Raw genomic sequence first — 22,699 nt, 5'->3', positions numbered from 1 at the left:
ACATGGCTACTCAGTGGGAAGTCGTTATCGGTCTCGAGACGCACGCGCAACTGTCGACCGTCTCGAAGATTTTCTCGGGCGCATCGACGCAGTTCGGCGCCGAGCCGAACACGCAGGCGTGCCCGGTCGACCTGGCGCTGCCGGGCGTGCTGCCGGTGCTGAACCGCGGCGCGGTCGAGCGGGCGATCCGCTTCGGCCTCGCGATCGGCTCGACCATCGCGCCGCGCAGCATCTTCGCGCGCAAGAATTATTTCTACCCCGATCTGCCGAAGGGCTATCAGATCAGCCAGTACGAGATTCCGGTCGTGCAGGGCGGCCAGATCACGATCCAGGTGCCCGCCAACGAGAAGGCCGGCAAGCCTGCGTACGAGAAGACGGTCAACCTGACCCGCGCGCACCTCGAGGAAGACGCGGGCAAGTCGCTGCATGAAGACTTCGCCGGCATGACCGGGATCGACCTGAACCGCGCGGGCACGCCGCTGCTCGAGATCGTCACCGAGCCGGAAATGCGCAGTGCGGCCGAGGCCGTTGCGTACGCGAAGGCGCTGCACGCGCTCGTCGTGTGGCTCGGCATCTGCGACGGCAACATGCAGGAAGGCTCGTTCCGCTGCGACGCGAACGTGTCGGTGCGCCCGGTCGGCCAGGAGAAGTTCGGCACGCGCGCGGAAATCAAGAACCTGAACTCGTTCCGGTTCCTGGAGGAAGCGATCAACTACGAAGTGCATCGCCAGATCGAGCTGATCGAGGACGGCGGCGAAGTCGTGCAGGAAACGCGCCTGTACGACCCGGACAAGCGTGAGACACGCTCGATGCGCAGCAAGGAAGACGCGCACGATTACCGCTACTTCCCCGACCCCGACCTGATGCCGCTCGTGATCGGCCGGGACTGGGTCGAGCGCGTGCAGTCCGGCATGCCGGAGCTGCCGGCCGCGATGCAGCAGCGCTTCGTCGACGAGTACGGCGTATCCGCGTACGACGCGGGCGTGCTGACGTCGAGCAAGGCGATGGCCGCGTACTTCGAGTCGGTGGTCGCGAAGGCCGGCGCGGCGAATGCGAAGATCGTCGCGAACTGGCTGATGGGCGACGTGTCGTCGCAACTGAACCGCGACGGCATCGAGATCGACGCGATTCCGGTGTCGGCCGCGCAGCTCGCGCTGTTGCTGCAGCGCATCGCCGACGGCACGATCTCGAACAAGATCGCGAAGGAAATCTTCGCGACGATCTGGGACGAGAAGGCGACCGACGAAGGCGCGGCCGACCGCATCATCGACGCGAAGGGCCTGAAGCAGATCTCCGACACCGGCGCGCTGGAAGCGATCATCGACGAAGTGCTCGCGGCGAACGCGAAGTCGGTCGAGGAATTCCGCGCCGGCAAGGAAAAGGCGTTCAACGCGCTGATCGGCCAGGCGATGAAGGCGACCAAGGGCAAGGCCAATCCGCAGCAGGTCAACGAACTGCTGAAGAAGAAGCTCGGCTGAGCATGCGCGCGCGTCTGAACCGCGCTTGACGACGGGCCGCTCCGAACCAGTTCGGGGCGGCCCGTCGCGTTTGGTGGATGCGTTATCGTATGCACCACACCGTCCAACGGAGGAACGAATGGCGAAACAACCGTCGCTCGACGATTTCCGCGTGCCCTACAGCACGCGCGAGAAGGAAGCCGCCGCATTCAAGCTCGACGCGTTCGACCCGGCCGAGAAGCCGTTTTCGTCCGGCTCGAAGGAGGCCGACCGCGAACGGCTGTCGGTCGTGTCGACCGAGCTCGACGTGCAGCAGGAGCGCCTGCACACGCAGCAGAAGAAGCGCGTGCTGCTCGTGCTGCAAGGGATGGACACCAGCGGCAAGGACGGCACCGTGCGCGCGGTGTTTCGCGAGGTCGACCCGCTCGGCCTGCGCATCGTGCCGTTCAAGGCGCCGACGCCGATCGAGGCCGCGCACGACTTCCTGTGGCGCGTGCATGCGCAGGTGCCGGCGGCGGGCGAGCTCGCGATCTTCAACCGCAGCCACTACGAAGACGTGCTGGTGCCGCGCGTGCTCGGCGCGATCGGCGACAAGGAGTGCGAGCGCCGCTACCGGCAGATCCGCGATTTCGAGACGATGCTGTTCGAGAACGGCACGACCATCGTCAAGTGCTTCCTGCACATCTCGAAGGACGAGCAGCGCGCACGGTTGCAGGCGCGCATCGACGACCCGACCAAGCACTGGAAATTCGACATCTCCGATCTCGACGCGCGCAAGCACTGGGACGCCTACCAGTCCGCATACCGCGACGCGCTCGCCGCGACGTCGGCCGAGCATGCGCCGTGGTACGTGATTCCGGCGAATTCGAAGACGCACCGCAACGTGATGATCGCCGAGCTGCTGCTGCGCACGATGACCGACATGAAGCTGGAATTCCCGCCGCCGAAGCCCGAGCTCGAAGGCGTGAAGATCCGTTAAGCTGCCCCCCTGTAAAAACATCGAACTGAACGGAACCCGACATGATGCGAGTGATTACCGCCAACCTGAACGGCATCCGCTCCGCCGCGAAGAAGGGCTTCTTCGACTGGCTCGGCGAACAGAACGCCGATTGCGTATGCGTGCAGGAAATCAAGGTGTCGGCCGACGACCTGCCGGCCGAATTCGTCGAGCCGCACGGCTTCAAGAGCTATTTCCACCACGCCGAGAAGAAGGGCTACAGCGGCGCGGGCGTGTACAGCCGCCGCGAGCCCGATGACGTGATCATCGGTTTCGGCAGCAGCGAGTTCGATCCCGAAGGGCGCTACGTCGAGGCGCGCTACGGCAAGCTGTCGGTCGTGTCGGTGTACGTGCCGTCCGGTTCGAGCGGCGAAGAGCGCCAGCAGGCGAAGTACCGCTTCATGGCCGAATTCATGCCGCACCTCGCGGCGCTGAAGAAGAAGCGCGAGGTGATCCTGTGCGGTGACGTGAACATCGTCCACAAGGAAATCGACATCAAGAACTGGAAGAGCAACCAGAAGAACTCGGGCTGCCTGCCGGAAGAACGCGAGTGGCTCACGAAGCTGTTCGACGACGTCGGCTACGTCGACGTGTTCCGCACGCTCGATCAGCGCCCCGAGCAGTACACGTGGTGGAGCAACCGCGGCCAGGCGTACGCGAAGAACGTCGGGTGGCGGATCGATTACCAGATCGCGACCCCGGGCGTGGCCGGTACCGCGAAAAGCACGTCGATCTTCAAGGACATCAAGTTCAGCGATCATGCGCCGCTGACGATCGATTACGACTACGCGAAGTGATGGCCGGCGCTACGCGGTGCGCGTAGCCGCCGAATGCGAAACGGGCCGCATGTCGAACATGCGGCCCGTTTCGTTTGGGGCGCGGCTTACTGCTTCAGCGATGCCATGTCCACCACGAACCGGTACTTCACGTCGCTCTTCAGCATCCGCTCGTAGGCGGCGTTGATCTGCTGCATCGGAATCGTTTCGATATCGGACGTGATCCCGTGCTCCGCGCAGAAATCCAGCATTTCCTGCGTCTCCGCGATCCCGCCGATCAGCGAGCCCGCGAGGCGGCGGCGCTTGAAGATCAGGTTGAACACCTGCGGCGACGGATGGTCGTGCTCCGGTGCGCCGACGAGCGTCATCGTGCCGTCGAGCTTGAGCAGGTGCAGGAACGGGTTCAGGTCATGCTGCGCGGCGACCGTGTTCAGGATGAAGTCGAAGCTGTTCAGGTGCGCGTTCATCTGCGCTTCGTCCTTCGAGATCACCACTTCATGCGCACCGAGCCGCTTGCCGTCCTCGATCTTCGACGGCGACGTCGTGAACAGCACGACGTGCGCACCCATCGCGCGCGCCAGCTTCACGCCCATGTGGCCGAGGCCGCCGAGACCGACGATCCCGACCTTCTTGCCGGGGCCGACGTTCCACTGCCGCAGCGGCGAGTAGGTCGTGATCCCCGCGCACAGCAGCGGCGCGGCGCCGGCCGGGTCGAGCGTGTCCGGCACGCGCAGCACGAACGCCTCGTCGACGACGAGCTGCGTCGAATAGCCGCCGTACGTGATGTCGCCCGTCACGCGGTCCTGGCCGTTGTAGGTGCCGACGAAGCCGTTCTCGCAATACTGCTCGAGGCCTTCTTCGCAGCTCGCGCAGGTGCGGCACGAATCGACGAGACAGCCGACGCCGACCAGCTCGCCGACCTTGAAGCGCGACACCTGCGGGCCGGTCGCGGTCACGCGGCCGACGATTTCATGGCCGGGCACGACCGGGTAGATCGTGTTGCGCCATTCGTTGCGCGCCTGGTGAAGGTCGGAGTGGCAGACGCCGCAGTAGAGGACGTCGATCTGGACGTCGAGGTCGCGCAGCGCGCGACGCTGGAATTCGAACGGGGCGAGCGGCGATTGCGAATCGGTCGCCGCGTAGGCATAGGTCGTGCTCATGCAAAGGCTCCTTGTCCGGAAACATCCGGCGAAACAGACTGCCGCCGCATCATGTGGCGATGCGGCGAGACAGGTGCCTATCGTAAGGAGCGCACCGCTGCGGCGAAATACATGAAGGTCTGGAAGATTTGCCTATTCCTCTTGAATTACGCGCGAACGCCCGTCAAAACGCGTTCAAGGTGCTAAATTGCGAGCCAGATTCTCTTGCCGGACAGGACCACGCAGATGAGCTTCCAGCCCCTTTTTGCCGACTCGGGCGACCGCGTGCAGCGCCGCATGATCGAGCTGCACACGCGCCTTGCGCCGAACGAGGGCGACACGCTCGCGGCGCTCGACGGCGTGCGCTTGCTCCGCGTGAGCCGTCCCGCGCCGCGCATGCCCGTGTTGTACGAGCCGAGCATCATCGTCGTGTGCCAGGGGCGCAAGCTCGGCTATCTCGGCGACCGCTCATTCGTGTACGACGCGCAGCAATACCTGGTGCTGTCGGTGCCGCTGCCGTTCGAATGCGAGACGTTCGCGAGCATGGACGAGCCGTTTCTCGCGATCTCGATCCGCGTCGATCTCGCGGTGATCGCCGAGCTCGCGATCCTGCTCGACGAGACGCTCGGCGCGGCGATCAGCGAGCCGCTCGGCGTCTATTCGACGCCGCTCGACGCGCCGCTGGCCGACGCGGTCGTGCGGCTGCTCGAAGCGCTCGCGTCGCCGCACGACACGCGCGTGCTGGGGCCCGCGATCATGCGCGAGATCGCGTATCGCGTGCTGACCGGCGAACAGGGCGACGCGATGCGCGCGGCCCTCGTGCAGCAGCATCATTTCGGCCGCATCGCGAAGGCGCTGCGACGCATCCATGCGGAGCTGAGGGCCGATCTCGACGTCGAGACGCTTGCCCGCGAAGCCGGGATGAGCCTCGCGGTGTTTCACGCGCAGTTCAAGCACGTGACGGCGACGTCGCCGATGCAGTACGTGAAGACCGCGCGGCTGCACCAGGCGCGGCTGATGATGGTGCGCGACGGGCTGGGCGCCGGTGCGGCGGCCGCGCGGGTCGGCTATGCGAGCGCGTCGCAGTTCAGTCGCGAGTTCAAGCGGTTGTTCGGCCGTAGCCCCGCGGATGACGTGCGCTGGATGCGTGACAGCGGGGTGCGCCCGGCGATGGCCGATGCGGACGCATAGCGTCCCGCGTCTCGCGCGGCGGCTCAGCGCCGGGTGATCTTGCGCCGCTGCGCGCTGATGCCCGCATAGTCGGGCAGCGATTCGACGCGTTTGCCCGTCGCCTTCGCGTACAGCGGCATCAGGTCCGGCAGCCGGTTCAGCAGATCCTGGCGGCGCGCGGCGCTGTACGGGTGCGTGTAGATGAAGCCCGACGCCTTGTTCGCGCGCGTCGCGACCGCGAGCTTGTCCCACAGCGTGATCGCCGCGCGCGGATCGAAGCCCGCGCGTGCGGCGATGTCGCCGCCGATCACGTCGGCCTCGGTCTCGTCGGTCGGATCGTAGTGGAGCGATTGCAGACGCTCGCCGAGGTTCAGCGCCTGCGGCAGCGGATCGCCGACGCCGAACAGCGGCGGCAGCGCGGCCGCGCGCAGCGACGTCTGCGAGCTCACGCTGAAGTTGCTGCGCGCGTGTTCGCGCAGCGCATGCGCGATGCCGTGCGCGAGCAGCACGCCGAGTTCGTCGTCGTTCAGGCGCACGCGGTCGAGCATGCCGCCGTACACCAGCACCTTGCCGCCCGGCAGGCAGGTCAGGCGGATGTCGCGCGAGCGGATCGCGTTCACGTCCCACGCCCAGCTTTTCACGCGGTCGTTCCACTTCACCGAATACGGCGCGAGCTTCGCGACGATCGCGCGCAGCCGCTTCACGCGCGGCTGGTTCGCGCTCAGCAGGCGGTTGCTGTCGGCGGCCGTCTGCACGATCTGCGCGTATTCGTTCGCGGTGAGCTGCTCGAGGAGCGGCGACGGGATCAGCGTGCGGAACGCGATCGCGTTGCCGTAGCGGACTTGCGGCGGCGTCGGCGTATAGGCTTTCGCCGGCACCGCCGCGCCGGTCGGCTGCGCGCCTTCGGCGGCGGACGGCGGGACGGGCGCGGCAGACGTGGCGGGGGCGGGCGGCGCGGCGGCCGGTGCGGAGCCCGCAGCCGTCGCGCCGATGTCGGTCGCGTACGCACTCGTCGCGGCCAGTGCCGCGGCGCCGACGCTCAACGCAGCCGTCACGCGCGCGAGACGATGCAGGCGGTTACCGCGCACGGCTCGCCTCGCCGTTGCGCGCGGCACCGTTCCATGGCGCGATCTTGAACAGCAGCAGCATGCCGGGAATCGCGAGCGCGGTGCACACGATGAAATAGTCGTACCAGCCGATCTTCGCGACGACGAAGCCGCTCGCAGCCGACGCCAGCGTGCGCGGCACCGACGCGAGGCTCGTGAACAGCGCGAACTGCGTGGCCGTATAGCGCGGGTCGGTCGTGCTCGCGATATACGCGACGAACGCGGCCATCGTCAGGCCGGTCGTGAAGGTTTCGAAGCCGTAGACGAGCGCGAGCGCGACCGTCATCGGGCTTAGCTTCGGCGTGATCTCGACACCGAACACCGACATGAACGACGCGAGCGCGTGGCTGGCCGCGACCGTGAAGTCGTACAGCATCGCGAGCACCGGCGAGCCGGGGCCGAGCTGCGCGAGCCACGCGAAGCCGAGCGTCGACACCATCTGCAGCGCGCCGAAGATCCACAGCCCGCGACCGATGCCGATCTTCACGAGCCAGATGCCGCCGATGATGCCGCCGGCGACGCTCGCGACGAGCGCGGTGGTTTTCGCGACGATGCCGATCTCGGTGCGCGAGAAGCCGATGTCGAGGAAGAACGACGTCGACAGCGTGGTCGCCATCGTGTCGCCGATCTTGAACAGGAAGATGAACGCGATGACGAGCAGCGCGCCGGCCCAGCCGTCGCGCTGGATGAATTCGCGGAACGGCAGCACGATCGCGTCGCGCAGGTTGCGCGGCGGCGTGCCGACCACTTCCGGCTCGCGTACGACGAGCGTCATCAGGATGCCCGGCAGCATGAACGCGCCGGTGATCGCGAACACGGCGTCCCAAGGCAGGTGGTCGGACAGGATCAGCGCGAGCGAACCGGGGATCAGCGCGGCGAGCTTGTACGCGTTCACGTGCACCGCGTTGCCGAGGCCCTGCTCGGTGTCGCGCAGCAGCTCTCGGCGATACGCGTCGATCACGATGTCGGCGCTCGCGCCGAAGAACGCGACGAGCGTCGTGAGCGCGGCGACCGTCCAGATCGAGTCGCGCGGCGACACGAAGCCGAGCGCGGCGATCGCGCCGGCGACCAGCAGCTGCGTAAGCAGCAGCCAGCCGCGCCGGCGGCCCGGCCGCCAGCCGGGCAGGCGCGGGATGTAGCGGTCCATTAGCGGCGCCCACAGGAACTTCCACGTATACGGGAACTGGATCAGCGCGAACAGGCCGATTTCCTTCAGGTTCACGCCCTCGGAGCGCAGCCATGCCTGCACGAGGTAGACGAGCGTGAACAGGGGCAGCCCCGACGTGAAGCCCAGGAACACGCAGATCAGCATGTGCGTGTTCAGATAGGCGCGCCAGCCGGGGTGATCCTCGTGAGCGGTGAGTGCGGGCGCCTCGTGTGGCGTTTTCGACATGGACTGGAACTGGGTAGCGTTGACTGATGGCGGCGGCAGCGCAGGCGGCGCGCACGGCACAGGAGGGGCGGCCGCGCGCTTGGGCGGGCCGGATCTTCCGTCAACGGCTCCCCGGCTCAGCTGCGCTTGACGCGATAGACAGCAAGACTACCACGCCAGTTCGCTCCCCATCGAATCGGCTGGCCTTCGTGCAGCACGACGCGGTCGAGAATCGTGACACCTACTTCGGGCGCCAGCGCCTCGAAATCCTCGATCGTCAGCACCCGCACGTTCGGCGTGTTGTGCCACTGGTAAGGCAGGGATTTCGATACCGGCATCCGGCCGTTCAGCACCGACAGCCGGTGCGGCCAGTAGCCGAAGTTCGGGAACGACACGATGCACTCGCGGCCGACGCGCGCCGTTTCGCGCAGGATCGCGGCCGTCTGGTGGATCGTTTGCAGCGTTTGCGACAGGATCGCGATATCGAAGCTGTGGTCCTCGAACAGGCGCAGGCCGTCCTCGAGGTTCTGCTGGATCACGTTGATGCCGTTCTTCGCGCTCGCGAGCACGCCCGCGTCGTTCAGTTCGATCCCGTAGCCGGTGACGTCCAGCTCCTCCATCAGCAGCGCGAGCAGCGAGCCGTCGCCGCAGCCGAGGTCGAGCACGGTCGAGCGCGGCTCGACCCAGCGCGCGATCGTGCGGAAGTCCGCGCGCGCGGACAGGGAGTTCAGTGCTTGCTGGTTCATGCTCCCACCTCGTTGGCGATTCGTTCGTAATACGCGCGAAGCAGGTTGTGATAGCGCGCGTCGTCGAGCAGGAATGCGTCGTGGCCGTGCGGCGCATCGATTTCCGCGTAGCTGACCGTGCGCTTGTTGTCGAGCAGCGCCTTCACGATCTCGCGCGAGCGCGCCGGCGCGAAGCGCCAGTCGGTCGAGAAGCTCGCGATCAGGTACTTCGCCTGCGTGTGCGCGAGCGCGGCCGTCAGGTTGCCGTCGAACGCCTTCGCCGGATCGAAGTAGTCGAGCGCGCGGGTGATCAGCAGGTACGTGTTCGCGTCGAAGTAGTCGGCGAACTTGTCGCCCTGGTAGCGCAGGTACGACTCGACCTCGAACTCGACGTCGAAGCTGAAGTTGTACGCATCGAGCGCGCCGTCGGCGCGGCGCAGCGCGCGGCCGAATTTCTCGGCCATGTCGTCGTCGGACAGGTACGTGATGTGGCCGATCATCCGCGCGACGCGCAGGCCGCGCTTGGGTTTCACGCCGTGCGCGTAGTAGTCGCCGCCGTGGAAATCGGGATCGGACAGGATCGCCGAGCGCGCGACCTCGTTGAACGCGATGTTCTGCGCGGACAGTTTCGGCGTCGACGCGATGTCGATGCAGTGCGCGACGCGCTCCGGATACATCAAGCTCCATGCGAGCGCCTGCATGCCGCCGAGGCTGCCGCCCATCACCGCGGCGAAGCGCTCGATGCCGAATGCGTCGGCGACGCGCGCTTGCGCATGCACCCAGTCCTCGACGGTCACCACCGGAAACTTGGCGCCGTACGGCTTGCCGGTCGACGGGTCGATGCTCATCGGGCCGGTCGAGCCGAAGCACGAGCCGAGGTTGTTCACGCCGATCACGAAGAAGCGGTTGGTGTCGAGCGGCTTGCCCGGGCCGACCATGTTGTCCCACCAGCCGGTGCTGCGCGGATCGTCCGCGTAGACGCCGGCGACGTGGTGCGACGCATTGAGCGCGTGGCACACGAGCACCGCGTTCGAGCGCGCGGCGTTGAGCTCGCCGTACGTCTCGACGACGAGCTGATAGTTGCCGATCACGCTGCCGCTTTGCAAGCGCAGCGGTTCGGCGAAGTGCATGGTCTGTGGAGCGACGATGCCGATCGATTCCATTCGTTCCGCCTTATGACTGGGCGGCTAAACGGTGTCGGCGATGCGCGGAGGCGAAGGTGCGCGGCTGACGACCTCTTTAGCCGCATTTGTAGTGAACCGCCGGGACGAACGCACATCAGCACGTCAATGTTCCGGCCGGTTCGCGCGCCCGCAATCGAGTCAGCAAATCGGCGCGCTTCCGACCTGCCGCCGCAGGGGCGGCAAGTCGGCAAAGTATAGCGGATTTTTCGCGGCGGGCGCGTGCGCGATCGCAGGGGCCCGCTCACGCCCGGTATCGACGCGTGCGGCCGTGCCCGATTTGCGTCTGCAAGACCGGATGCTCCGATTTTCAATACAAAAAATATCAAATTATTCAGTCGGAAGCATGGCGCGCTAGATCCTTCAAATCTTGTAAAAATTCACGAGTATCAAAAATAAATAGTACGAATTCTAGTTCCATGCGGACTGATTTAGTAACAGTCCCGTTTTCGAGATGGGTGCCCGCCAATAGAGTTCCAACCAGCTTTCACTATCCGGTTGAAACGCGTGATTCGGCGGCCCTGCGGCATGATTTTTCACCTCCTGTTCGGGTGATTCCCCAGCACGCACGTTTCGCATTTCTTTCCGGAAAGCCGTAAGCGTTGAGCTTATTTGTCATCGCTCTCGCCGAGTCGCCGTATCGATATCGCTGTACAGGACCGATGCGCATCGTGGAGAGGTTTACCAAAGGAAAACGTTCGTATGAACAAGTCGTATCGTGTCGTGTGGAACGCATCGACCAGCACCTGGTGCGCGGCATCGGAAATTGCCCGAGGGCGCTCGAAATCGTCGCGTTCCGCGAAATCGAAAATCGCGGCGGCTGCCGCGCTCGTCGTTGCTTCCATGGGGGCCGCGTACGCGGACGAGGTCGACGCGACAGATTCCCCGGCCGACGATCGCGTTCCGCTGACGGAAGTGAAGCTCGAGAATCCGGAGAACCTCAAGCGGGGTGCGCCCAACACGCGGGCCGTCGTGACCGACAACAGCGCATACGTGAAGGTCGACGCGAAGGGCGATGGCTCGGACAACGCATCGGCGATGGGCCAGAATTCGATCGCGATCGGCGCCAAGGCGAGCACGCGCCCGTCGGCGACGGGCCTCGGCGGTGCGGTGGCGATCGGCAATGCGGCGACGGCGTCGGGCAACAACGTCGCGTTCGGCGCCAATGCGGCGGCCCTGGGCGAAGAAGGGGCGATCGCGCTGGGCGCGGGCGCCAACGCGAGCGGCAAGTCGTCGATCGCGCTGGGCAACGACTCGCAGGCGACCGGTTGGGGCGCCTATGCACTCGGCCGGAAGGCAAAGGCAACCGGGGAATCCGCGCTGGCGATCGGCGATTCGTCGATGGCGACGCGCCAGGGCACGATGGCGATCGGCTCGCAGGCCGCGGCTGCCGCGGAAAATGCAATCGCGATCGGTCAGAGCGCGGCGGCGCGCGGTGCCGACTCCCTCGCACTCGGCTCGTACTCGGAAGCCGACCGGGATCAGACGGTATCGGTCGGTACGGCCGGCTTCGAGCGTCAGATCGTCAACGTCGGCCGCGGCACGCAGGCGACCGACGCCGTCAACGTCGCACAGCTCAAGGGCGTGACCGACGCGTTGGGCGGCAACGCCGGCGTCGACACCACCGGGAACATCAAGAAGCCGACCTACACGATCGACAACAAGACCTACGACAACGTCGGCGATGCGCTGCTGGCCGCCTCCAAGTCGGGGGGCGGAGCGGCGAACGCGGTCGAGTACGACACCGACGCGAAGACTTCGGTGACGCTCGGCGATACGGGCGCGCCCGCGGTCAAGCTCACCAACGTGCGCGCGGCCACGCTGTCGGCGAACAGCACGGACGCCGTCAACGGCGCGCAACTGTTCGCGACCAACAATCGCGTAACGAAGGTCGAGCAATCGCTGAACGACAGCGGCCTGATCGATCCGTCGACGGGTGAATCGCTCGCCGTTGTCTACAAAGATGCCACGAAGAGCGCCGTCGCACTGGGTGGCTCGGGCGGCACGGTCGTGACGAACGTGAAGGCCGGCAAGGTCGCGTCGGCCAGCAAGGACGCCGTGAACGGCGGTCAACTGTACGACGTGTCGACGAGCGTCGCGTCCGCACTCGGTGGCCAAACGACCGTCAATTCGGACGGCACCCTTTCGAAGCCGACCTACAAGGTCGGCGACAAGACCTACAACAACGTCGGCGATGCGCTGCAGGCCGCGGCCTCGTCGGCCGGCGCCGGCGGCGAGGATGCGAACGCCGTGCACTATGACGGCACGAACAAGTCGAGCGTGACGCTGGGCGGCACGACTGCGACGAAGCCGGTCGCGCTGAAGAACGTCGCGACGGGCACGGCCGCGACCGATGCCGTCAACGTCGCTCAGCTTCAAAGCGGCATGAGCGACGTCAAGGACGAGATCAAGAAGGACCTCGGCGACGGCACGCTGGACATGAAGTACATCAAGGTCAATGCCACGGGCATGCAGGCCAATGCGCTGGGCAAGAACAGCGTGGCGATCGGCTCGCAGGCGATGGCGACCAACGCCGATACGCTGGCGATCGGCTCGGGTGCCCGGGCGTCGGGCAGGAACTCCGTCGCGATCGGGATCAACTCGGTCGCGTCGGGCGCCAATACCGTGTCGGTCGGCGACACTGCGGCGACGCGCCGGATCGTCAACGTCAGCGATGGTGTCGACGAAACCGATGCCGTCACGATGAAGCAGTTGACCGATGCGATGCAAACCACCAACAAGCGCATGATGCGGATGACGCGTGACGTCGAATCGAAGCCGGGTACCTTCGTCGCAATCGAAGGGATGGGTGCGGACGGCACCATGCCGAACGTGGCATCGATCAACGGCGCTGATCCGACGCTGGGAACGGCTGCGGCCATCGGTGTAGGGAGCGCTGCGGGTGGCCTCGATACGGTCGCGATCGGCCTGCAGGCGGCTGCCCTTTCTGAGGGTTCGGTCGCGCTCGGCAGCATTGCGCAGACGGGCGTCGAACAACCGTTCTCGGTCGCGATCGGCAGCATGGTCACGACGAACGGCGCGGGTGCGCTGGCCATCGGTTCCCACGTGAAGGCCAACGGGGAAAACGCGGTGGCGGTCGGTAACAACGGCGCGATGGCCATCGGCAAGAGCTCGATTGCCATGGGCGACAAGGCGACGACGCTGGGCGGCAGCACGAATAGTGTGGCGCTCGGCACGTCTGCAAAGATTGCCCAAAACGTAACCGACGCCATGGCATTGGGTGCCAACGCAAGCGTGGCGTCGGGCAATAACGGCGGTGTTGCGCTCGGCGCCAATTCCGTCGCCGATCGAGGCAATGCGCTTTCCGTCGGGTCAAACTCGATGCAGCGCCAGATCGTCAATGTCGCGAAGGGCACGAAAAACAACGACGCGGTGAACGTAAGCCAGTTGACGGGCGTGACCAACGCGCTCGGTGGCGGCGCGCTCGTCGATACGGATGGCACCATCAAGGCACCGACGTACAAGGTCGGTGACACGACGTACAACAATGTCGGCGATGCGCTGGACGCCATGGCGAAGAACAGCGGCGGTTCGGATCCGAACGCAGTCGCGTACGACACCGATACGAAGGACAAGGTGACGCTCGCGGGCAAGACTGGCACGACGCTGACGAACGTGAAGGCTGGCGAACTGTCGGCGACGAGCACGGACGCAGTGAACGGCTCGCAGCTGTTCGCGACGAACGAGAGCCTGGGCGGCCTGAAGGACGCGCTGAAGGATGGCGGTGTCATCGACGGCACGACCGGTGAGTCGCTGGCGGTGGTGTATGACAGCACGTCGAAGGACAAGGTGACGCTGGCCGGCGGCAAGACGGGCACGATCCTGTCGAACGTTGCCGCAGGCAAGGCCGACACGGATGCAGTGAACGTATCGCAGTTGAAGTCGTCGGGCCTGATTGGCGAGGACGGCAAGTCGGTTGCCGCGGTGACGTACGAGAAGAACGCGGACGGTACGCCGAACTACAAGTCGGTGAAGCTCGCGGGCGAAGGCGGCACGACGCTGACGAACGTGAAGGCTGGCGAACTGTCGGCGACGAGCACGGACGCGGTGAACGGCTCGCAGCTGTTCGCGACGAACGAGAGCCTGGGCGGCCTGAAGGACGCGCTGAAGGATGGCGGCGTCATCGACGGCACGACGGGTGAATCGCTGGCGGTGGTGTACGACAGCACGTCGAAGGACAAGGTGACGCTGGCCGGTGGCAAGACGGGCACGATCCTGTCGAACGTTGCCGCAGGCAAGGCCGACACGGACGCGGTGAACGTATCGCAGCTGAAGTCGTCGGGCCTGATCGACGGCGACGGCAAGTCGATTGCCGCGGTGACGTACGGCAAGAATGCGGACGGCACGCCGAACTACAAGTCGGTGACGCTGGCAGGCGAAGGCGGCACGGTGCTGTCGAACGTTGCCGCGGGTAAGGTTGGCACTGACGCGGTGAACGTCGATCAGCTGACGAAGGCGATCAGCGACGTGGAAGGCGGCATGAATCCGCTGTCGGTGTCGTATGACACCGTGGCGAAGGACAAGGTGACGCTGGCTGGCGAAGGCGGTACGACGCTGTCGAACGTGAAGGCTGGCAAGGTGAGCGTCGACAGCAAGGACGCGGTCAACGGTTCGCAACTTTACGGCACGGCGAAGAGCGTGGCGGACGCGTTGGGCGGTGACTCGACGGTGGACGAGAACGGCAAGGTGACGGCGCCGACGTATAGCCTGACCGATCCTTCGGATAACTCGAAGAAGGTCGAGCATCACACGGTCGGCGATGCACTGGAGAATCTCGACAACCGTGTGGCGAAAAACACGGGCGACATCACGAACATCAATAACCAGTTCACGAACACCGGCCTGGTGGACGGTGATGGCGACACGCGCGCTGCGGTGACGTACGACAAGAACACGGACGGCACGCCGAACTACAAGTCGGTGAAGCTGGCAGGCGAAGGCGGCACGGTGCTGTCGAACGTTGCCGCAGGCAAGGCCGACACGGATGCAGTGAACGTGTCGCAGCTGAAGTCGTCGGGTCTGATCGGCGAAGACGGCAAGTCGGTTGCCGCGGTGACGTACGAGAAGAACGCGGACGGCACGCCGAACTACAAGTCGGTGAAGCTGGCAGGCGACGGCGGCACGACGCTGACGAACGTGAAGGCTGGCGAACTGTCGGCGACGAGCACGGACGCGGTGAACGGCTCGCAGCTGTTCGCGACGAACGAGAGCCTGGGCGGTCTGAAGGACGCGCTGAAGGAGGGCGGCGTCATCGACGGCACGACGGGTGAATCGCTGGCGGTGGTGTACGACAGCACGTCGAAGGACAAGGTGACGCTGGCCGGTGGCAAGACGGGCACGATCCTGTCGAACGTTGCCGCAGGCAAGGCCGACACGGACGCGGTGAACGTATCGCAGCTGAAGTCGTCGGGCCTGATCGACGGCGACGGCAAGTCGATTGCCGCGGTGACGTACGGCAAGAATGCGGACGGCACGCCGAACTACAAGTCGGTGACGCTGGCAGGCGAAGGCGGCACGGTGCTGTCGAACGTTGCCGCGGGTAAGGTCGGCACTGACGCGGTGAACGTCGATCAGCTGACGAAGGCGATCAGCGACGTGGAAGGCGGCATGAACCCGTTGTCGGTGTCGTACGACACCGTGGCGAAGGACAAGGTGACGCTGGCTGGCGAGAAGGGTACGACGCTGACGAACGTGAAGGCTGGCGAACTGTCGGCGACGAGCACGGACGCGGTGAACGGTTCGCAACTGTTCGCGACGAACGAGAGCCTGGGCGGCCTGAAGGACGCGCTGAAGGATGGCGGCGTCATCGACGGCACGACGGGTGAATCGCTGGCGGTGGTGTACGACAGCACGTCGAAGGACAAGGTGACGCTGGCCGGCGGCAAGACGGGCACGATTCTGTCGAACGTTGCCGCAGGCAAGGCCGACACGGATGCAGTGAACGTGTCGCAGCTGAAGTCGTCGGGTCTGGTCGGCGAAGACGGCAAGTCGATTGCTGCGGTGACGTACGAGAAGAACGCGGACGGCACGCCGAACTACAAGTCGGTGAAGCTCGCGGGCGAAGGCGGCACGACGCTGACGAACGTGAAGGCTGGCGAACTGTCGGCGACGAGCACGGACGCGGTGAACGGCTCGCAGCTGTTCGCGACGAACGAGAGCCTGGGCGGCCTGAAGGACGCGCTGAAGGACGGCGGCGTCATCGACGGCACGACGGGTGAGTCGCTTGCGGTGGTGTACGACAGCACGTCGAAGGACAAGGTGACGCTGGCCGGCGGCAAGACGGGCACGATTCTGTCGAACGTTGCCGCAGGCAAGGCCGACACGGACGCGGTGAACGTATCGCAGCTGAAGTCGTCGGGCCTGATCGACGGCGAAGGCAAGTCGATTGCCGCGGTGACGTACGGCAAGAACGCGGACGGCACGCCGAACTACAAGTCGGTGACGCTGGCAGGCGAAGGCGGCACGGTGCTGTCGAACGTTGCCGCGGGTAAGGTCGGCACTGACGCGGTGAACGTCGATCAGCTGACGAAGGCGATCAGCGATGTGGAAGGCGGCATGAACCCGCTGTCGGTGTCGTATGACACCGTGGCGAAGGACAAGGTGACGCTGGCAGGCGAAGGCGGTACGACGCTGTCGAACGTAAAGGCTGGCAAGGCCGATGCGGACGCGGTGAACGTGTCGCAATTGAAGTCGTCGGGCCTGATCGGCGACGATGGCAAGTCGATTGCCGCAGTGACGTACGACAAGAACGCGGACGGCACGCCGAACTACAAGTCGGTGAAGCTGGCCGGTGCAGGCGGCACGGTCCTGTCGAACGTGGCAGATGGCAAGGCTGACAAGGATGCAGTGAACGTGTCGCAACTGAAGTCGTCGGGCCTGATCGGCGAAGACGGCAAGACGCGTGCCGCGGTGACGTACGACAAGAACGCGGACGGCACGCCCAACTACAAGTCGGCGACGCTGGCTGGCGAAGGAGGCACGAAGCTGTCGAACGTGAAGGCTGGTACGGCCGACATGGACGCGGTGAACGTGTCGCAACTGAAGTCGTCGGGCCTGATCGGCGAAGATGGCAAGACGCTGGCCGCAGTGACGTACGACAAGAACGCGGACGGCACGCCGAACTACAAGTCGGCGACGCTGGCTGGCGAAGGCGGCACGAAGCTGTCGAACGTGAAGGCCGGTACGGCCGACATGGATGCAGTGAACGTATCGCAACTGAAGTCGACGGGCCTGATCGGCGAAGACGGCAAGACGCTGGCCGCGGTGACGTATGACAAGAACGCGGATGGCACGCCGAACTACAAGTCGGCCACGCTGGCGGGTGAAGGCGGCACGAAGCTGTCGAACGTGAAGGCCGGTACGGCCGATGCGGACGCGGTGAACGTGTCGCAGCTGAAGTCATCGGGGCTGATTGGCGACGACGGCAAGTCGTTGGCTGCGGTGACGTATGACAAGAAGGCAGACGGCACGCCGAACTACAAGTCGGCGACGCTGGCTGGCGAAGGCGGCACGATCCTGTCGAACGTGGCGGACGGCAAGGCCGACAAGGATGCGGTGAACGTGTCGCAGTTGAAGTCGTCGGGCTTGATCGGTGACGACGGCAAGTCGGTCGCCGCGGTCACGTACGAGAAGAACGCGGACGGTACGCCGAACTACAAGTCCGTGAAGCTGGCCGGCGAAGGCGGTACGACGCTGTCGAACGTGAAGGCCGGCAAGGCCGACGAAGACGCGGTGAACGTGTCGCAGCTGAAGTCGTCGGGCCTGATCGGCGACGACGGCAAGTCGTTAGCCGCGGTGACATACGACAAGAAGGCAGACGGCACGCCGAACTACAAGTCGGCGACGCTGGCGGGCGAAGGCGGCACGATCCTGTCGAACGTGGCGGACGGCAAGGCCGACAAGGATGCGGTGAACGTATCGCAGCTGAAGTCGACGGGCCTGATCGGTGAAGATGGCAAGGCGCGGGCCGCGATCACGTACGACAAGAACGCGGACGGCACGCCGAACTACAAGTCGGCGACGCTGGCGGGCGAAGGCGGTACGACGCTGTCGAACGTGAAGGCGGGCAAGGCCGACACGGACGCGGTGAACGTATCGCAACTGAAGTCGTCGGGCCTGATCGGCGAGGACGGCAAGTCGGTCGCCGCGGTCACCTACGAGAAGAACGCGGACGGCACGCCGAACTACAAGTCGGTGAAGCTGGCCGGTGCAGGCGGTACGGTTCTGTCGAACGTGGCGGATGGCAAGGCTGACAAGGACGCGGTGAACGTATCGCAACTGAAGTCGTCGGGCCTGATCGGCGAGGACGGCAAGTCGCTGGCCGCGATCACGTACGACAAGAATACGGACGGCACGACGAACTACAAGTCAGCCACGCTGGCAGGCGAAGGCGGCACGACGCTGACGAACGTGAAGGCTGGCGAACTGTCGGCGACGAGCACGGATGCAGTGAACGGCTCGCAACTGTTCGCGACGAACGAGAGCCTGGGCGGCCTGAAGGACGCGCTGAAGGAGGGCGGCGTCATCGACGGCACGACGGGTGAATCGCTGGCGGTGGTGTACGACAGCACGTCGAAGGACAAGGTGACGCTGGCCGGTGGCAAGACGGGCACGATCCTGTCGAACGTTGCCGCAGGCAAGGCCGACACGGACGCGGTGAACGTATCGCAGCTGAAGTCGTCGGGCCTGATCGACGGCGACGGCAAGTCGATTGCCGCGGTGACGTACGACAAGAACACGGACGGCACGCCGAATTACAACGCGGTGACGCTGGGCGGCGGGAAGTCGACGGGCCCGGTGACGCTGTCGAACGTGGCGGCCGGTGTGGCTGGCACCGATGCCGTCAACGTCGACCAGTTGGACGATATGTATGACAGGCTCACCAACGGCGCGATCGATCTCAAGTACATCAAGGTCAAGTCGGCAGGTCTCAAGGCAGTTGCGAACGGCGCTGAATCTGTCGCGATCGGTTCGAGCGCGTTTGCAAGCAAGCCCTTTACGCTGGCTTTGGGTTCGGGTTCGCGCGCGACCGGCGACCATTCGGTTGCAATCGGTGCGAACTCGGTCGCCGACGAGGACTTCACGGTGGCTGTCGGCGACACGAGTCAGAAGCGCCGAATCGTCCACCTCGCCGATGGCATTGACGCAACGGATGCCGTCACGATGCAGCAGCTGACCGATGCGATGAAAACCGCCAATACGAACATCGATCAGAAGATGCTGCGAATGACGCGTGACGTCGAATCGAAGCCAGGCACCTTCGTTGCGATCGAAGGGATGGGTGCGGACGGCACCATGCCGAACGTGGCATCGATTGGCGGTGCGGATCCGACGCTCGGAACGGCCGCGGCCATCGGCGTAGGGAGCGCCGCGGGCGGGCTCGATGCGGTCGCGATCGGTCTGCAGGCGGGCGCCCTTTCGGCGAGCTCGGTTGCGCTCGGCAGCTTTGCGCAGACGGGGGTTGATCAACCGTTCTCGGTCGCGATGGGCAGCATGGTCACGACGAACGGCGCCGGTGCGCTCGCCATCGGTTCCCACGCGAAGGCCAATGCGGAAAACGCGGTGGCGGTCGGTAACAACGGCGTGATGGCCGTTGGCAAGAGCTCGATCGCCCTGGGCGACAAGGCGACGACGCTGAGCGGGAGTGTGAACGGCATCGCCATCGGCACGAACGCGAACGTGGCAAAGAACGTGGCCGACGCCGTCGCGCTCGGAGCGAACGCGAAGGCGACTCAGTCGAACAGCATCGCGCTGGGCGCCGGCTCGCTCGCGGATCGTGCGAATGCGCTGTCGATCGGCTCGGCAGGCGCCGAGCGTCAGATCGTCCACGTCGCGAAGGGCACGCAGAACACCGACGCGGTGAACCTCGCGCAGCTCAAGGGTCTCGCGGACGTGGTCGGCGGCGGTACGGGCTTCGACGCGAATGGCGACGTGACCGCGCCAACGTACACGATCGACGGCAAGGAGTACCACAACGTCAACGACGCGCTGCAGGCTGCGGCGAAGAGTGGCAGCGATGGCGGTAACGGCACGGATCCGAATGCGGTCGCCTATGACGGTGCGCAGAAGGACTCGGTGACGCTGGCCGGCCAGAACGGTACGACGTTGTCGAACGTGGCGGCGGGCAAGGCCGACATGGACGCAGTGAACGTGTCGCAGCTCAAGTCGTCCGGCCTGATCGGCGAGGACGGCAAGTCGGTTGCCGCAGTGACGTACGAGAAGAACGCGGACGGCACGCCGAACTACAAGTCGGTGAAGCTCGCGGGCGAAGGCGGCACGGTTCTGTCGAACGTGGCGGCGGGCAAGGCCGACACGGACGCGGTGAACGTGTCGCAGCTGAAGTCGTCGGGCTTGATCGGTGACGACGGCAAGTCGATTGCCGCGGTGACGTACGACCGTAACCTGGATGGCACGACGAACTACGGCTCGGTGTCGCTGGGCGGCGGGAAGTCGGCGGATCCGGTGACATTGTCGAACGTGGCCAAGGGTAAGGCTGGCACCGACGCGGTGAACGTCGATCAACTGACGGACGCAATCCGTGACGTGGAAGGCGGTATGAACCCGCTGGCGGTGGCTTATGACAACGTGAGCAAGGACAAGGTGACGCTGGCTGGCCAGAGCGGCACGACGCTGTCGAACGTGAAGGCCGGTACGGCCGACATGGACGCGGTGAACGTGGCGCAGCTGAAGTCGTCGGGCCTGATCGGCGAGAGCGGAAAATCGCTCTCGGCCGTGACCTACGACACGCACGCCGACGGCACCACGAACTTCGCGTCGGTGACGTTCGGGGGCACGAACGCCGGTATCCCTGTCGCATTGCATAACATCGCAAACGGCAAGGCATCGACGGACGCGGTCAACGTGTCGCAGCTGAAGGGCGTGACCGACGCGATCGGTGGCGGCTTGGGCATCGACGCGGACGGCAAGATCACCGCGCCGGTGTATACGGTCGACGGCACGGACTACGCGTCGGTCGGCGATGCAATCAAGGCGCTCGAGCAGCGTGACGGCGGTTCCGGCAACGGCACGAACCCGAACGCGGTCGCCTATGACAACGCCACCAAGGCATCGGTGACGTTGGCAGGCGCGAAGGGCACGGTGATTCGCAACGTCGCGGACGGTTCGCTGGCGCTGGACAGCACCGAGGCAGTCAACGGTGGCCAGATGAATTTCGCGTTGTCCAGCATCGCGGACAGTCTCGGCGGCGGCGCCAAGTTCGATCCGGTGACCGGCGATGTTTCGGCGCCGACGTATGAATTGACCGGGGCGGACGGGTTCAAGGACACGTACGACAACGTCGGCGATGCGTTCAAGCATGTCGATGAGCGTACGACGGCGAACACGACGCAGATCGAGACGCTGAAGCAGGGCGTCAAGAACGCGGTTCAGTACGACGACGACAACCACACCTCCATCACGCTCGGTGGCGTGGGTGCGGCCGCGCCGGTCAAGCTGAAGAACGTCGCGGACGGTACCGACGAAACCGATGCGGTCAACGTGCGGCAGTTGCGCTCGGCCGGCCTGGTCGGTGAAGACGGCAAGCTGCAATCGGCGGTCGTGTACGACAAGAACGACGACGGCACGACGAACTACGGCTCTGTGACGCTCGGCGGCAAGGGCGCCGCAGCACCTGTCGCATTGCATAACGTGGCGGCGGGTACGGCCAAGACGGATGCGGTGAACGTCAGCCAGCTGAGCGGCGTGACCGATGCGCTCGGCGGCGGTGCCAAGATCGACGAGACCACTGGCGAGGTTGTTGCACCGACCTACAAGGTGGGTGGCGACAGCTTCCACAACGCGGGCGACGCATTGACCAACATCGACACGCGGGTCACGCAGATCCAGAACAATCTCGGTGAAGCCACGAAGCTGGTCGGCGCGGTCGCGTACGACAAGAACGGCGACGGCACCGTGAATTGGGGCAAGGTGACGCTTGGTAACGGCTTGTCGACGGGGCCGGTGGTGCTGACGAACGTCGCGGACGGCAAGACCCAGTACGACGCCGTGAACTACGGCCAGTTCTCGAAACTGGAAGGGCGCGTCAACGATATCGACGAACGCCTGACCGTGGCAACCAAGCCCGGCGACGACAACACCGGCGGTTCGGGCAAGAACGGCAACGACCTGATCAGCGGCACGGGCGGCAGCGGCAAGGATAGCGGCGAAGTCGTCGCCGCGAAACCGGGCACCGGCAACGGCAACATCGCTGTCGGCTCCGGGTCGCAGATCGCCGATGCCAAGAACAACGGCACGGCAATCGGCGCCGGCTCGAAGGTGCAAGCGGACGACGGCACGGCGCTCGGCCACGGTGCGACCGTGTCGTCCAGCGCGACCAACTCGGTTGCACTGGGTAGCGGGTCGAAGGCAACCGAAGCCAACACCGTATCGATCGGCTCGGACGGCCACGAGCGCCGGCTCGTCAACGTCGCGGACGGCATCAAGAAAACGGATGCCGTCAACAAGGGGCAGCTCGACCGCGCGATCGGCGGGATGCAAGGTCAGATCAATGACATGGCGCGCAATGCCTATTCGGGTATTGCGGCAGCCACGGCGTTGACGATGATTCCGGGTGTCGATCCGGGCAAGACCTTGTCGTTCGGTGTGGCCGGTGCGTCGTACAAGGGCTATCAGGCGGTTGCGATGGGCGGTGAAGCGCGCATCACGGAAAACCTGAAGATGCGTGCCGGCGTCAGCCTCAGCAGCGGCGGCAACACCTTCGGTGCAGGTGCGTCGTATCAGTGGTAAGGCGGCAACGC

10 protein-coding genes are annotated in these 22,699 nt (G+C 65.4%); 5 read left to right on the top strand and 5 right to left on the bottom strand.

Features of this window, described 5'->3' with window-relative positions; genetic code table 11:
• The first annotated feature begins 2 nt into the window (after nt 1–2).
• The 3 genes from gatB to HWX07_RS22590 all read left to right on the top strand — a co-directional run bounded on the left by gatB (nt 3) and on the right by HWX07_RS22590 (nt 3,251).
• Nucleotides 3–1,478, top strand: coding sequence for an Asp-tRNA(Asn)/Glu-tRNA(Gln) amidotransferase subunit GatB (gatB, locus tag HWX07_RS22600; RefSeq protein WP_175877737.1), 1,476 nt, complete (start codon nt 3–5; stop codon nt 1,476–1,478).
• A 118-nt stretch (nt 1,479–1,596) separates the two neighbouring features.
• Nucleotides 1,597–2,436 (top strand): polyphosphate kinase 2 family protein, encoded by an 840-nt coding sequence (locus tag HWX07_RS22595; RefSeq protein WP_175877736.1) that lies wholly within the window; start codon nt 1,597–1,599, stop codon nt 2,434–2,436.
• A gap of 41 nt (nt 2,437–2,477) precedes the next feature.
• On the top strand, nt 2,478–3,251 hold the full coding sequence (locus HWX07_RS22590; RefSeq protein WP_089468737.1) for an exodeoxyribonuclease III: 774 nt from the start codon (nt 2,478–2,480) through the stop codon (nt 3,249–3,251).
• An 86-nt stretch (nt 3,252–3,337) separates the two neighbouring features.
• Here HWX07_RS22590 and HWX07_RS22585 read toward each other — a convergent pair whose 3' ends face one another.
• Nucleotides 3,338–4,390, bottom strand: coding sequence for an NAD(P)-dependent alcohol dehydrogenase (locus HWX07_RS22585; protein WP_175877735.1), 1,053 nt, complete (start codon nt 4,388–4,390; stop codon nt 3,338–3,340).
• 225 nt (nt 4,391–4,615) lie between these two features.
• Between HWX07_RS22585 and HWX07_RS22580 the strand changes: the two genes are divergently transcribed.
• Nucleotides 4,616–5,560 carry an AraC family transcriptional regulator gene (locus HWX07_RS22580; RefSeq protein WP_011694440.1) on the top strand — a complete coding sequence of 315 codons (945 nt, stop codon included), beginning with the start codon at nt 4,616–4,618 and terminating at the stop codon, nt 5,558–5,560.
• Nucleotides 5,561–5,583: 23 nt separating this feature from the next.
• On the opposite strand, the gene HWX07_RS22575 is transcribed toward HWX07_RS22580, so the two are convergent.
• The 4 genes from HWX07_RS22575 to HWX07_RS22560 form a co-directional block, all read right to left on the bottom strand.
• Entirely contained in the window at nt 5,584–6,627 is a 1,044-nt protein-coding gene (locus HWX07_RS22575) for a M48 family metallopeptidase (RefSeq protein WP_175877734.1), read from the bottom strand.
• Nucleotides 6,617–8,038 carry an AmpG family muropeptide MFS transporter gene (locus tag HWX07_RS22570; RefSeq protein ID WP_175877733.1) on the bottom strand — a complete coding sequence of 474 codons (1,422 nt, stop codon included), beginning with the start codon at nt 8,036–8,038 and terminating at the stop codon, nt 6,617–6,619. Before HWX07_RS22570 ends, HWX07_RS22575 begins: the two co-directional genes overlap by 11 nt.
• A 116-nt stretch (nt 8,039–8,154) precedes the next feature.
• A complete protein-coding gene (gene metW, locus HWX07_RS22565) occupies nt 8,155–8,763 on the bottom strand; it encodes a methionine biosynthesis protein MetW (RefSeq protein WP_006755281.1) in 609 nt (202 codons plus the stop codon).
• Entirely contained in the window at nt 8,760–9,905 is a 1,146-nt protein-coding gene (locus HWX07_RS22560; RefSeq protein WP_175877732.1) for a homoserine O-acetyltransferase, read from the bottom strand. The genes metW and HWX07_RS22560 overlap by 4 nt, the downstream gene beginning before the upstream one ends.
• Nucleotides 9,906–10,625: 720 nt before the next feature.
• Here HWX07_RS22560 and HWX07_RS22555 point away from each other — a divergent pair.
• Nucleotides 10,626–22,688: a YadA-like family protein gene (locus HWX07_RS22555; protein WP_175877731.1), complete on the top strand. Its 12,063-nt coding sequence runs from the start codon at nt 10,626–10,628 to the stop codon at nt 22,686–22,688.
• Nucleotides 22,689–22,699: the final 11 nt, after the last annotated feature.

This window comes from Burkholderia sp. BCC0097, from assembly GCF_902832985.1.
GTDB classification, from domain to species: Bacteria; Pseudomonadota; Gammaproteobacteria; order Burkholderiales; family Burkholderiaceae; genus Burkholderia; species Burkholderia orbicola.
The sequence above is the reverse complement of the archived record's forward strand: the minus strand, read 5'-3'. Positions and strand labels throughout refer to the sequence as shown.

What these genes read in the sequence shown, in the direction of transcription:
- gatB (WP_175877737.1), top strand. Translation starts at nt 3, where the DNA reads ATGGCTACTCAGTGGGAAGTCGTTATCGGTCTCGAGACGCACGCGCAA.
- HWX07_RS22595 (WP_175877736.1), top strand. Translation starts at nt 1,597, where the DNA reads ATGGCGAAACAACCGTCGCTCGACGATTTCCGCGTGCCCTACAGCACG.
- HWX07_RS22590 (WP_089468737.1), top strand. Translation starts at nt 2,478, where the DNA reads ATGATGCGAGTGATTACCGCCAACCTGAACGGCATCCGCTCCGCCGCG.
- HWX07_RS22585 (WP_175877735.1), bottom strand. Translation starts at nt 4,390, where the DNA reads ATGAGCACGACCTATGCCTACGCGGCGACCGATTCGCAATCGCCGCTC.
- HWX07_RS22580 (WP_011694440.1), top strand. Translation starts at nt 4,616, where the DNA reads ATGAGCTTCCAGCCCCTTTTTGCCGACTCGGGCGACCGCGTGCAGCGC.
- HWX07_RS22570 (WP_175877733.1), bottom strand. Translation starts at nt 8,038, where the DNA reads ATGTCGAAAACGCCACACGAGGCGCCCGCACTCACCGCTCACGAGGAT.
- metW (WP_006755281.1), bottom strand. Translation starts at nt 8,763, where the DNA reads ATGAACCAGCAAGCACTGAACTCCCTGTCCGCGCGCGCGGACTTCCGC.
- HWX07_RS22560 (WP_175877732.1), bottom strand. Translation starts at nt 9,905, where the DNA reads ATGGAATCGATCGGCATCGTCGCTCCACAGACCATGCACTTCGCCGAA.
- HWX07_RS22555 (WP_175877731.1), top strand. Translation starts at nt 10,626, where the DNA reads ATGAACAAGTCGTATCGTGTCGTGTGGAACGCATCGACCAGCACCTGG.